This window comes from Ruegeria sp. CF5 (assembly GCF_056537325.1).
In genome coordinates this window covers 479,860-492,124 of record NZ_JBQFRI010000002.1, presented here as the reverse complement: position 1 = coordinate 492,124, position 12,265 = coordinate 479,860, and the positions used below count along the sequence as shown (strand labels likewise).

At 59.6% G+C, this 12,265-nt stretch carries 10 protein-coding genes and 1 riboswitch; of the genes, 7 read left to right on the top strand and 3 right to left on the bottom strand.

Translation table 11 applies throughout. The features are described 5' to 3' along the window. Positions 1-136: 136 nt before the first annotated feature. Positions 137-835 carry a glutathione S-transferase N-terminal domain-containing protein gene (locus ACR0NW_RS08620; RefSeq protein ID WP_480450006.1) on the bottom strand — a complete coding sequence of 233 codons (699 nt, stop codon included), beginning with the start codon at positions 833-835 and terminating at the stop codon, positions 137-139. A gap of 126 nt (positions 836-961) precedes the next feature. Then, positions 962-1,039: riboswitch (SAM riboswitch) on the top strand. Between the two features lie 64 nt (positions 1,040-1,103). Here ACR0NW_RS08620 and metZ point away from each other — a divergent pair. The 5 genes from metZ (at position 1,104) to ACR0NW_RS08595 (ending at position 8,050) form a co-directional block, all read left to right on the top strand. Further along, entirely contained in the window at positions 1,104-2,294 is a 1,191-nt protein-coding gene (gene metZ / locus ACR0NW_RS08615; RefSeq protein ID WP_480450005.1) for an O-succinylhomoserine sulfhydrylase, read from the top strand. Positions 2,295-2,760: 466 nt separating this feature from the next. Continuing rightward, the gene (gene folE2 / locus ACR0NW_RS08610) at positions 2,761-3,864 is read left to right on the top strand and encodes a GTP cyclohydrolase FolE2 (protein WP_480450004.1); all 1,104 of its coding nucleotides are present in this window, start codon (positions 2,761-2,763) and stop codon (positions 3,862-3,864) included. Between the two features lie 301 nt (positions 3,865-4,165). Continuing rightward, a complete protein-coding gene (locus tag ACR0NW_RS08605; protein ID WP_480450003.1) occupies positions 4,166-4,975 on the top strand; it encodes a hypothetical protein in 810 nt (269 codons plus the stop codon). A gap of 52 nt (positions 4,976-5,027) precedes the next feature. Beyond that, positions 5,028-6,476 (top strand): TrkH family potassium uptake protein, encoded by a 1,449-nt coding sequence (locus ACR0NW_RS08600; protein WP_170651700.1) that lies wholly within the window; start codon positions 5,028-5,030, stop codon positions 6,474-6,476. Beyond that, a complete protein-coding gene (locus tag ACR0NW_RS08595; RefSeq protein WP_480450002.1) occupies positions 6,476-8,050 on the top strand; it encodes a thiamine pyrophosphate-binding protein in 1,575 nt (524 codons plus the stop codon). Before ACR0NW_RS08600 ends, ACR0NW_RS08595 begins: the two co-directional genes overlap by 1 nt. Positions 8,051-8,122: 72 nt before the next feature. On the opposite strand, the gene ACR0NW_RS08590 is transcribed toward ACR0NW_RS08595, so the two are convergent. After that, the gene (locus ACR0NW_RS08590; protein WP_480450001.1) at positions 8,123-9,868 is read right to left on the bottom strand and encodes a serine protease; all 1,746 of its coding nucleotides are present in this window, start codon (positions 9,866-9,868) and stop codon (positions 8,123-8,125) included. 207 nt (positions 9,869-10,075) lie between these two features. On the opposite strand from ACR0NW_RS08590, the gene ACR0NW_RS08585 reads away from it, so the two are divergent. Next, on the top strand, positions 10,076-11,005 hold the full coding sequence (locus tag ACR0NW_RS08585; RefSeq protein WP_170651703.1) for a glycine--tRNA ligase subunit alpha: 930 nt from the start codon (positions 10,076-10,078) through the stop codon (positions 11,003-11,005). Positions 11,006-11,013: 8 nt separating this feature from the next. On the opposite strand, the gene ACR0NW_RS08580 is transcribed toward ACR0NW_RS08585, so the two are convergent. Next, positions 11,014-11,646, bottom strand: a complete 633-nt coding sequence (locus ACR0NW_RS08580) for a MarC family protein (protein ID WP_480450000.1) — start codon at positions 11,644-11,646, stop codon at positions 11,014-11,016. 91 nt (positions 11,647-11,737) lie between these two features. On the opposite strand from ACR0NW_RS08580, the gene ACR0NW_RS08575 reads away from it, so the two are divergent. Further along, positions 11,738-12,265: a DUF6446 family protein gene (locus ACR0NW_RS08575; protein ID WP_480449999.1), complete on the top strand. Its 528-nt coding sequence runs from the start codon at positions 11,738-11,740 to the stop codon at positions 12,263-12,265.

The following is a 12,265-nucleotide window of genomic DNA, read 5'->3' as shown; positions in this document are numbered from 1 at the left end:
AGCCTGCTGTAGCGAAGGCAAATCCTGCCAGGCAAAAGACCCAAAAATTCCTGCCGCTGAAAAAACGGCGCACGCGAAATCCTTTCTGATCTCTCCCAGCAGCCTGGGATTTGTAGATCACTAACCTGTAGGTCAGTCACCGCTTGAACAAAACCCCCTGCGCCTGCCTGTCGCGGTGGTCCCCGCGTAGTTCAGCATGCAATGCGCGCCCGGCCTGTACGCCCGGGCGGGCGCTCATCATGTCCAGCCAGCGGGCAAAATGGGGTTTGTCGTGCAGCACCTGCTGCTGACCCTCCCACAGGCTGGCCCAGCCCCAGACCGACATATCGGCGATCGAGTAGAAGTCTCCGGCGATAAACTCGTTCTCGGCCAGGCGCCGGTCCAGCACACCATAAAGGCGGCCGACTTCGGTGCGATAGCGGTCTTTGGCGTAGGGCAGGTCCTGCGGCGGGTCCAGTTGGGGGGCGTATTTCAGGAAGTGATGTGCCTGACCGGCCATCGGCCCGACGCCGCCCATCTGCCACATCAGCCATTCTTCGACCGCAATCCGGTCGCGCTCGGTTTTGCCATAGAACCGCCCGGTCTTGCGGGCCAGATACATCAGGATCGCGCCGCTTTCAAAGACGGAAACGGGTTTGCCGTCCGGCCCGTCGGGATCGACGATGGCGGGCATCCTGTTGTTGGGAGAGATTTTCAGGAATTCGGGGTCGAACTGGTCGCCCTGGCCGATATTGATCAGGTGGGTGTTGTAGGGCAACTCCATCTCCTCCAGCGCGATAGAGACTTTCCAGCCGTTCGGCGTGGGCCAGAAGTAGAATTCGATCGGGTCCGCCATGTGTCCTCCGCAGGTATCCGGAACCGGATGATGACGGTTTCGATGAGAAGGGCAAGTGAGGTTACAGAACCGTGACCGCACGCAGTGCAGGGTTGACGCAGTCCCGCCCGAGGCGTATGCGCAATTCAGGAACCACGTGGCGATTTGTTACCGGATTGCGGGCCACGCTAAACAACACCGCTAAAAGGTCAGGATGAAAGACCCCTTTCGCTTGGCCGCGTCTGGGGTTTTTTGTTTGCCTCCCGCGCTGGAGGCGGAAAGGAATGAGATGAGCAAGAGCTGGAACAAGCGCACACAAGCCGTGCATGGCGGTATCCGCCGCAGCCAATATAACGAAGTGAGCGAGGCGATCTTCCTCACCCAGGGTTTCGTCTATGAAAATGCCGAACAGGCAGAGGCGCGGTTCATCGAAACCGGCCCGGACGAGTTCATCTATGCCCGCTACGGCAACCCGACAGTTTCGATGTTCGAGCAGCGGATTGCCGCGCTGGAAGGGGGCGAGGACGCGTTTGCCACCGCTTCGGGTATGGCTGCCGTTAACGGTGCACTGGTTTCGATGCTGAAGGCCGGAGATCACATCGTGTCGGCCAAGGCGTTGTTCGGCTCTTGTCTGTATATCGTCGAAAACATTCTGACCCGCTATGGCGTGGACGTGACCTTTGTCGACGGCACTGATCTGGACCAGTGGCAGGCGGCGATCCGGCCGGACACCAAGGCCGTGTTCTTTGAATCCATGTCAAACCCCACGCTTGAGGTGATCGACATCGAGGCGGTGTCGAAACTGGCCCATGGGGTGGGCGCCATTGTCGTCGTGGACAACGTGTTTTCGACACCCGTATTCTCGCGCGCGATTGAACAGGGGGCGGATGTTGTCGTGTACTCGGCCACCAAGCACATCGACGGTCAGGGGCGGGCGCTGGGCGGTGTGATCATCGGCACCAAAGAGTTCATCCGTGGCACGGTTGAACCCTACCTGAAGCATACCGGTGGTGCGCTGAGCCCCTTCAACGCGTGGATCATGCTGAAAGGGCTTGAAACCATTGCGCTGCGCGTGAATGCACAGGCCGAGACCGCGCAGAAAGTGGCCGAGGCGCTGGAAGGGCACCCGGCGCTGGAGCGGACGCTGTACCCCGGCCTCAGCACCCACGCCCAGAACGAGCTGGTGCAAGCGCAACTGGGCGGCAAAGGCGGGACCGTGCTGTCGCTGGATATCAAGGGCGGAAAGGCAGCCGCATTTGCGTTCCTGAACGCCATGACGATTCCGGTGATCTCGAACAATCTGGGGGATGCGAAATCCATCGCCACCCATCCGGCGACGACGACACACCAACGTCTGAGCGAAGAGCAGCGGGACGAGTTGGGGATCACCCCCGGTCTGATCCGCATGTCCATCGGCTTGGAAGATGCCGATGACCTGCTTGCCGATATCGGTCAGGCACTGGACGCTTCTCAAAAATAAACTCAGTTCCCCCGGCGCGCATGGCGTTCCGGGGGGTTACCACTCAGGTACGGCCGTAACAAAAAACCATCATCTTGGTCACTGACTTCGCGGTGACATGAGGGTGCATGAGGCCGTCCAGATTGAAAATTCCATCCCGCGTCAGATCCAAACGGCAGCGATCAACCAGTGCGTTTCAGTCGTCGCTGCACAGGGCGGTCGACGGGAAAACGGTCAAGATCAAGAATGTCGCGCACAAGCTCCCCGCAAGTCATCTGTGCTTTCAAAGGCGGCGCGCCGGGCTGACTACGCGTCAAAGTTCTTTTCTTTCCAATCCGGGACAGTATTGCGGCGTATTCAAACCTGAAAGGACGGTTTTGGCATATGCAAAGTATGATCCGGGCTGATATTTCGCGCGTATCGGGCTAGACTGGTAAAAGCCGCGAAGTCGTTTATACAGCGGCGATCAAATGAGGAACGCCGATCAATGAACCTCCATACGCGTGACATTGACGAAAATCCGAACCGCGATGACGCGGCTGAAGCGCTGAAAGTGCTGCGGAAATGGGCGCAATCCGCGTCCGAGGCCGAGATCAGTCAGCTTGATCCGGCGGTTGCGCGTCTGATTCCGGGTCTGGTTCCGGTCAACTATCCATCGTTATCGCGCGAATATCCCGAAGATTTTGTTGTGGATGATGCCTACAAGGCGTCTTTGCCCGACCTGCAAAATGGCCCGTCCAGCCTGATCAGAGGCGCAAGGCAGCAGATTCAGCATGTGGGCATTTCGAACTTTCGCCTGCCGATCCGGTTTCATCGCAAGCACGGTGACGACCTGACGCTTGAGGCGTCCGTAACCGGAACCGTCAGTCTGGAGGCCGAGAAAAAGGGCATCAACATGTCCCGGATCATGCGGTCGTTCTACAAGCATGCCGAACGCACCTTCAGTTTCGAGGTCATGGCCTCGGCCCTGGACGACTACATGACCGATCTGGACAGCTTTGATGCGCGCATTCAGATGCGTTTTTCCTATCCGGATCGGATCGAAAGCCTGCGGTCCGGCCTGTCGGGCTATCAGTACTATGATATCGCTCTGGAACTGGTCGAGCAGAGTGGGGTGCGCCAGAAGATCATGCATCTGGACTATGTCTATTCGTCGACCTGCCCATGTTCGCTGGAACTCAGCGAACATGCCCGTTCAAATCGCGGACAGCTGGCGACGCCGCATTCACAACGGTCGGTCGCCCGCATCTCGGTTGTTGTCGATGAAAAGGCGGATTGCCTGTGGTTCGAGGATATGATCGCGCTTTGCCGCCGCGCCGTGCCGACGGAAACGCAGGTCATGGTCAAGCGCGAGGACGAACAGGCATTTGCCGAACTGAACGCGGCCAACCCGATCTTTGTCGAAGATGCCGCGCGTCTGTTCTGCGCCGAATTGCTGGCCGATCATCACGTCGGTGATTTCCGGGTAATCGCCAGCCATCAGGAAAGCCTGCACAGCCATGACGCTGTCTCGATCCTGACGCAGGGCCCCACTTTTGCGGCATCAAGCCTTGATCCGCGTCTGTTCGGTACCCTGTTTCACGTCGGCTAAGCGAAAGTAACGGCCCGGGCAAAGGTCAATTTCTGATCAATTTCAGGGCAGTGGGCGCCGTCCAGCGGATTTTTGCCGCAGTGCGGCGAATTATGCTGCGCTTGCGCAGGGAAACGCGTTATTCTGCGGCTGAATGCAGCTGCAGCACGCCAGCGCAAGTCGCGGTGATGCTGGTCCGACATTGGGGGCCGAGACGTGCGACGCCTGGGACTGCAATACCTGATGATCCGCCCGATTTCACCGGGTGGGGCTAGGACATTTCTTATTTTTGCGCTGCATCGTTTCAGAGGAGAGAGAAGGAATGAATCTTATTTCCCAGCCGCTTGAATTTCAGGCTGCCGCCATCCGGATGGCGGGATATGCGGTGGTAAGCCAGATGCAGGTCATGCAAATCCTGACACGCTCGGCTTTGGAACTTCCGATGGCGCAGGTTCAGGCGCTTCACACAGCGGCAGCGGCTCCTTCGGCAAAGGCGGATGCACCGGCAAAGAAGGCGCCAACAGTACAGGCTGTCACCAAATCCAGACCTGCCGCCCCAAAGGTCGTCAAAGCCAAACCCGCGCCTGTCAGGAAAGCGGCAAAGCCAGCTGAACCCAAGCCGGTGGAGAAAGCCGTTACAAAGCAACGCGCGGTGCGAAAGGCGCCTTCGCGTCCGGCCAGCGCCACTGCGCAAAGCAAGACAAGGGTGACGACGCCACCGGCAAAGACCGAAGCCGCAACAAAACCGGCAAGTGTTGAGGCGGCAAAGCCAGTTGTAGAATTCAAGGCGTCCGCACCGGCTGCCGGTCAGGCCGCACCTGCCGCCAAGCCAACAGCCAAGGTGGCACCCGCAACTAAGCCTGCACCTACTGCCAAGTCCACACCTGCTGCCAAGCCTGCACCTGCTGCCAAGGCGGCCCCTGCGGCCAAAGCGACCCCGGTAACTAAGCCTGCGCCTGTAGCCAAGGCGGCACCTGTGGCGAAGCCTGCGCCTGCAGCCAAGGCGGCACCTGCGGCCAAACCAGCCGCCGCATCCTCCGTCGCGGAACCCAAAAAGGCACCGGTTCGTCGAACCCGGGCACCATCCAAACCCCCGGCAATTCCGGGCGGGGCTGTCAAAAGCGACAGCTGAAGAACGCCCATCGGCTTGACACGGTCGGTCAGGCGCGCCAACGCTGCGCCTCATGATGGATCTGCGTCCGGTCGGATATGTAATTGGTCTGCTGGTCGCCCTTCTTGGGGTGACCATGCTTTTGCCGATGCTGGCAGACCTGGCCGAGGGCCGGGGCGAGTGGCATGTCTTTCTGGAAAGTGCAGTAATCACGATTTTGACCGGCAGCGTGCTGGCGCTGAGCTGTTCCAATGGTGTTGGCGAAGGTCTGACGATCCGCCAGACCTTTCTGCTGACAACCGGTGTCTGGGTGGCGCTGCCGTTTTTCGGCGCGATACCCTTTGTGTTTGGCGAAACCGAACTGAGATTTGTCGATGCGTTCTTTGAGGCGATGTCGGGACTGACAACCACGGGCTCCACCGTGTTGTCCGGTCTCGACACTCTGCCGCGCGGGTTGTTGCTGTGGCGCGGTGTCCTGCAATGGCTGGGCGGGATCGGGATCATTGTCGTGGCCATGGTGTTCCTGCCCGAGCTGCGTGTGGGCGGGATGCAGATCTTCCGCTCGGAAGGTTTTGAAACCATGGGGAAAATCCTGCCGCGCGCGCAGGAGATCGCCGGGCAAATTTCGCTGATCTATGTGTTTCTCACCGTCGTTTGTGGTCTTGTCTACGCCGGTATGGGCATGACCTTTTTTGACGCGGCGGTTCACGCCATGACCACGATCGCGACCGGCGGGTTCTCGAACTATGACGCATCCTTTGGGGCGTTTTCGGGGCCTGCGGAATATGCCGCCGCAGTCTTTATGATCCTCGCGGCCCTTCCATTTGTCCGCTACGTGCAGTTCGTGAACGGCAACACCACACCGATGTGGCAGGACAGCCAGATCCGGGGCTTCATGATAACGGTCTTCGTTCTGGTCGTGATCATGGCCGTGTTTCTGGCGTCCACGGTCACTCAGGACTGGGAACAGGCGTTTCGCGAGTCGCTGTTCAACATCACCTCGATCATCTCGGGAACCGGGTATGCCAGCGCCGATTACATGACCTGGGGCAGCTTTCCGGTCATGGTTTTCTTCCTGATCGGCCTGATCGGGGGGTGCGCTGGTTCGACGGCCTGTTCGATCAAGATTTTCCGGTATCAACTTCTGTTTGCGTCGATCAAAACCCAGATCAGCCGAATCCGCTCGCCCCATGGTGTGTTCATGCCGCGTTACGATGGTCGTCCGGTGGGACAGGATGTTCTGACCTCGGTCATGAGCTTTTTCATGTTCTTTGTCGTGACCATGGGCGTTTTGTCATGGGCGTTGGCGCTCACCGGTCTGGATTACATAACTTCGGTTTCCGGGGCAGCGACGGCGCTGGCGAATGTAGGTCCCGGTCTTGGCAATCAGATCGGTCCGACCGGGAACTTTGCCGGGCTCAGCGATACCGCCAAGTGGTTGCTGACCGCTGGCATGTTGATCGGTCGGCTTGAACTGCTGGCCGTTTACGCAATCTTTACCGTTCAATTCTGGAGAGGCTGATGAAAAGACCCCTTGGCGCGCAAATTTCCCACATGCTCAGGGATCGGGGCGTCGATACCATTTTCGGCATTCCCGGTGTCCACAATCAGGAAATGTATCGCGGCATCGAAGAGGCCGGTATCACCCATGTTCTTGCGCGGCACGAACAGGGGGCCGGTTTCATGGCTGACGGCTATGCCCGGGCAACCGGAAAACCGGGGGTGGCCTATGTGATCACCGGGCCGGGCCTGTGCAACATCATGACACCGATGGGGCAGGCCTATAGCGACTCGGTGCCGATGCTGGTTCTGTCCTCGTGTCTGGATGAAACGCAGGCACGGCGGGGGCAATTGCACCAGATGAAGGATCAGCGCGCTGCGGCCGAGACGGTCTGCGACTGGTCGTATCAGGCAGACTCGGCGCAGGCGGCTTACGGGCTGATCGAGCGCGCGTTTGAAGAGTTCGAGCTGAAGCGCCCGCGCCCCAAACATATTCAGGTACCGATCGCCAGGCTGGAGGCCGAAGCCGACCCGGCACCGTTTCCCAATCAGGCCGCCTTGCGCACCAAGGCACTGAAACCGGATATCGGCTCTGTGTTGTCTCTGCTGAATGTGGCGCGCAGGCCGTTGTTCATTCTTGGCGGCGGCGCGCGGTCGAACCTGTGGCGGCAGATACTGAACCAGTTAGGGGCGGCCTGCTTTACCACTTATGCAGGGCGCGGCATGGTCGGAACGGGCTATGCTCTGGATTTCGGTTCAATGCTACCCCGCCCGGGCAGTGCGGACATCATCGCCTCGGCGGATCTGGTGGTCGCAGTTGGCGCGGAACTGGGTGAGGTCGATCTATGGCGCGATGAACTGGGCCATACGGCAAACCTGATCCGTGTCGATCTGGATCCTGAGGTTCTGGCCGACGGTCAGCGCGCGCTGGTCAAGCTGCAGGCCGACGGTGAAAGCTTTGCCCGTACCTTGTGGGAGGTGACCGAGGATGCCAAACCCGCAACAGGTTGGACCCATGAAGAGGTTGCCGAGGCACGCGCCAGATGGCGGGCCGAGGTGGACGCGGATCGTCCGGGCATCGTGCCTGTGGCTGACGCCCTGCGGGCGGCCATTCCAGCCGAAGCGATGATCTATTCGGACATGACCCAGTTCGCCTATGTCGCCAAGGAAATCTGGGACATGCACTACCCCTATCTATGGCATCATCCGACCGGTTTCGGCACGCTGGGATACGGGCTACCTGCCGGGATCGGTGGGGCAGTGGCCCGCCGAGGCAAGCCTACGGCAGTCATTGCCGGCGATTATGGGTTTCACTACACGATGCAGGAGCTTGGGGTCGCAGTCGAGCTGGGCCTGTCTTTGCCAATCATCCTTTGGGATAACGGCAAGCTCAAGGAAATCGAAGACAGCATGGTACGCGGTCAGATCGCGCCCAATGCGGTCATCGCCCGCAACCCGGATTTCTGCAAGCTGGCCGAAGCATTCGGTGCGGCCTCTGCCCAGCCAAAATCGCTGGAAGAGATGCAGCATGTCGTGCGCGCGGCGTTCGACGCATCGGGGCCGACCCTTATCTGCTTGACGCCTGATATTCTGTAATCCCCAAAAAAAGTAACGGCGCCGGGATCATGTCCCGGCGCCGCTTAATTTGTTTGCTGCCTCAGGGCAGGGTCATTCCCAACAGTGCACAAGTACCGTCATACCCGTGGCGCGGCGGCTCAGCTCGTTTGGTGAAATCTGCGCCCCGTTTTCGGCGGTTTGCCCACTCACCCCGGCCTTTTCCAGAATTCCGGTCAAAGCGGCTGTGCTGGCGGCAAGGCTGACGTTTTCGGGAAGGGTGCGGCCGGTATCAGCGGCAGGCAGCAACATGCCCACGACCGAACCGTTGGCGTCGAACACCGGGCCGCCCGCGTCACCAGCCAGTGCGGTCAGGTCCAGACGATTTATGCTGTCCTCACCATTCAGTCCGCGAACATCCGACACCTGCCCATAGGTCAGAGTCGGTGCACCAAGTGCGCCTTCATATGAAAAGCCGGACACGGCAACTTCGGCGGAGATCCGGGGGCGGGAGGGGCTGAACTCTGCAACCGACATCGGTGCAAGGGCTTGTCCGGGGCGCAACACGGCAATGCCGAGATCGGCGTCGCTCCACGCGACCTGCACCGCCTGATTGTCGTCCAGGGTGATCCGCGAACAGGTTTGCGTGACTTCGGCCACGGTCAACACGGTACCGGTGCCATCGGCAAAGAAACCCGACCGGGACAGGCGGGGTTTGCGGATTTTCAGCCCGGCCATCAGGTCGATCGCCTGATCCGCATCCGCGCCGGCGCTGGCATCCAGCACGCCGTCGGTACGGGTAAGGCTGGCCTTCATCGCCGCCAGGACACGGGCGCGGCGGGCCTCGTCGCCCTCGGGCCAGATCAGGGTAAAGCCCTTTATCTTTCCGTCTTTCAGGGCCGCTTCGGTGTAGGACACGATCCCGTTGCCGCGCCCTTCGATCCGGAACCAGTCGCCTTTGCGTTCGCGCGGGCCATCCAGCGGAACGATCTCAAGCGACTGCATCACCTCGTAAAGGGCGCGAAGCGTGGATTTGCTGCCTTCCTGACTGATCAGCAGGGCGCTTGCACCCAGATCCGAATTGCTGGTGAAATGGGCAAAGGGCGCCTCGTACCGGTCGAAGTGGATTGCACCCATGGGCAGGTCCAGTTCGATACCGGCGGTGGGGTCGATATACCGCTCCATCCCGACACTGATGAGTGGCTGGTTGTATTCGTCCATCAGCACCTTGCGTTGCTGGGTCGTCAGAACACCGGTGGGTTCAAACCCGTTGAATCGCTGCCAGGATTCCATCGAACGGCGTGTGCCGGAGCCGAACGCGCCGTCGATGGTCGAATTGTAGAAACCCGCCGCCTGCAATGCGATCTGCAGGTTCTTGCGTTCCTGCGCCGTCAGCAGACGTTCCTTGCGCAGGGCCTGTGACCGGGTTTCGTCTGTGGGTTCGGTGGTTAAAGCCGTTTGGGGCTGTTCGGTCTGCGGGTCCGGTTGAACCGGGGCGGTGACGACACCGCGGTCCAGAATATTTGCCCCTATCGGCCAGAATTGCTGTCCAAGCGAGCCCGAGAAGGTGATGAAACTGTCTGACGGGATCTGACGTTCGGCCCGATAGACGCGCAGCACCTGCTCGGCATCTGGCCGCAGATAAGGTCCGATGACGATGGCGTACCAGCCGCTGGCCAGACGAAACCCGTTCACATCAGGCAGCGTATTTGCGTAACCCTGCGCCCGTTCCTGCGCTTCGCGCAGTGTTGGCTGGGCTTCGACCTGAACCCAGACGCCGTTATCCTGGCCCTGCTGAGCAAACGCAGCAGGCAGGCCAAACAGGAAAATGAAAATAATAGCCGATAATACTCGTGTCATCTTTGGTCCAGTGTTCCGGATTGTATCGTTCTTTGCCGCACCATAAGCAGGAATCTTTTAAAAACGCCATGCTCTGGATAAGGGGAAAATACGGTGTGGCGGCGCAGTGACAGCATATGCCATTGGGCCGTTGACGCCCTTTGGCCCCTTGCATAGGAAGGGCGCAACCGACCGGAACCGGGCCGATCCGCGCCCAAAGGGAATGTCATGACCGATACGTCCAGCGCACCACGTTCTTTTCAGGAGATTATCCTGCGGCTTCAGAATTACTGGGCCTCGAAAGGATGTGCCATCCTGCAGCCCTATGACATGGAGGTCGGGGCAGGGACGTTCCACCCCGCAACTACGCTGCGCGCGTTGGGTTCCAAGGCGTGGGCCGCGGCTTATGTCCAGCCCTCGCGCCGCCCGACGGATGGCCGTTATGGTGAAAACCCGAACCGGTTGCAGCATTATTATCAGTATCAGGTGTTGATCAAACCCAGCCCGCCGGATCTGCAGGAACTGTATCTGGGCTCGCTTCAAGCGATCGGCATCGACATGAACCTGCATGACATCCGCTTCGTCGAAGATGACTGGGAAAGCCCGACGCTAGGGGCGTGGGGCCTTGGTTGGGAAGTCTGGTGCGACGGGATGGAAGTCAGTCAGTTCACCTATTTCCAGCAGGTCGGCGGCCATGACTGCGCGCCGGTTTCCGGCGAGCTGACCTATGGCCTGGAACGTCTGGCCATGTACGTTCTGGGCATTGACCACGTGATGGACATGCCCTTCAACGATCCGCAATCGCCCAGTCCTCTGAGTTATGGCGACATCTTCAAGCAGACCGAAGAGGAATACGCCCGCTGGAATTTCGACGTGGCCAATACCGAGGTTCTGTTGCGTCATTTCGAGGAAGCCGAAGCCGAGTGTGCGGCCATTCTGGCGCAGGAGCACACCGATCCGAAAACCGGCAAGCGCATCATCATGGCACATCCTGCTTACGATCAGTGCATCAAGGCCAGCCACATCTTTAACCTGCTGGACGCACGCGGGGTCATCTCGGTGACGGAACGGCAGGCCTATATCGGACGTGTTCGCGCCTTGGCCAAGCAATGTGCGGATGCGTTTGTCCTGACCGAGGCCGCCGGGCACGCAGCCTGATGGCCCATTCAGGCGAGACCCGGAAGCAGCGCCTTGAGGCCATCTGCGATCATGCTGATGGCGATGGCCGACAGAATCATGCCCATGAAGCGGCTCATGATCACACGCGCGTTTTCCGACAGCCGCTGGGCCAGCGCCGAAGCGTTCCAGAATGTCACAAGCAGCAGGAAGACAACGGCCAGAAAGACGCCCGCATAGACAATCGCCTCACCTGCGCCGGACACATGATGCGCATAAAGGATAAGGGTCGTGATCGAGCCCGGACCGACGAGAATGGGAAAGGCCAAGGGATAGAAGGCAACGGTTTCCGGCGACGGATAGGATCGTTTTTCACTTTCGGTCCCGTGGTGCGAACTGCTTTCGGCGCCGTTCAGCATGTTCAGCCCGATCATCAGGACCACAAGGCCACCCGCCACGCGCAGATCGTCCACGCTGATCCCGAAAAGGCCAAGGGCCTGATTGCCGACGGCCGCAAAGGCGCCACCAAGAATGATGCAGTAAACAGCTGTTTTCACAGCGACTTTACGTTGGTCAGAAACCGTAAGCCCATCAGTGACGCTAAGAAAAACGGGCAGGTTGGTGAACGGGTTCATGATCGCAAACAATGCGCCGAAAAAACCGACGGCAAGGGTCGTATCCATTCAATGCGCCTCACTTCAACCCGCTACGCTTTTGAACCTGTCCGATTTTCGACGATCTTGAAAGAGGCAGCATGAGCAAGAAGGCAAAGGTATGACAGGAAAACTACTGGCCATCATTCTCATCGTTTGCGCCGTGATCGCAGGTGCAGGCATGTATTATCTGCAGGTCTATGGTTTCTATTACGACGTTCAGGCCCGTCCCGGGCAGGATGTTGTTCTGGTATCGCAGGCAGAAGGGGATTCCATTCCGATCCCCTACGACGGGTTCCGGGCCATCGACGCCGACAGCTCTCCGATCCGCTACAGGGCGTGTTTTGAAACCGATCTGGGTCTGGATGAGTTGTCAGCTGGTTTCGAACCGGCGGAAGGCCCCGAGCCTTTGACGGCCCCCGGTTGGTTCGACTGCTATGACGCGGTAACGCTTGCCGGAGCGCTGGAGGCGGGGCAGGCGCGGGCGTTCATCGGCATCAAGAACGTGCACTTCGGCGTTGATCGCATCGTTGCCGTGACCGCAGACGGGCAGGGCTTTATGTGGCACGCTTTGAACAATTGCGGGCAAAAGGCCTATGACGGCACTGTCGTTGGCGAGGAATGCCCGCCGCGGCCTGAAGGGCAGTAA

Coding starts and splice junctions, on each gene's coding strand:
- ACR0NW_RS08620 (WP_480450006.1), bottom strand. CDS start 835: ATGGCGGACCCGATCGAATTCTACTTCTGGCCCACGCCGAACGGCTGG.
- metZ (WP_480450005.1), top strand. CDS start 1,104: ATGAGCAAGAGCTGGAACAAGCGCACACAAGCCGTGCATGGCGGTATC.
- folE2 (WP_480450004.1), top strand. CDS start 2,761: ATGAACCTCCATACGCGTGACATTGACGAAAATCCGAACCGCGATGAC.
- ACR0NW_RS08605 (WP_480450003.1), top strand. CDS start 4,166: ATGAATCTTATTTCCCAGCCGCTTGAATTTCAGGCTGCCGCCATCCGG.
- ACR0NW_RS08600 (WP_170651700.1), top strand. CDS start 5,028: ATGATGGATCTGCGTCCGGTCGGATATGTAATTGGTCTGCTGGTCGCC.
- ACR0NW_RS08595 (WP_480450002.1), top strand. CDS start 6,476: ATGAAAAGACCCCTTGGCGCGCAAATTTCCCACATGCTCAGGGATCGG.
- ACR0NW_RS08590 (WP_480450001.1), bottom strand. CDS start 9,868: ATGACACGAGTATTATCGGCTATTATTTTCATTTTCCTGTTTGGCCTG.
- ACR0NW_RS08585 (WP_170651703.1), top strand. CDS start 10,076: ATGACCGATACGTCCAGCGCACCACGTTCTTTTCAGGAGATTATCCTG.
- ACR0NW_RS08580 (WP_480450000.1), bottom strand. CDS start 11,646: ATGGATACGACCCTTGCCGTCGGTTTTTTCGGCGCATTGTTTGCGATC.
- ACR0NW_RS08575 (WP_480449999.1), top strand. CDS start 11,738: ATGACAGGAAAACTACTGGCCATCATTCTCATCGTTTGCGCCGTGATC.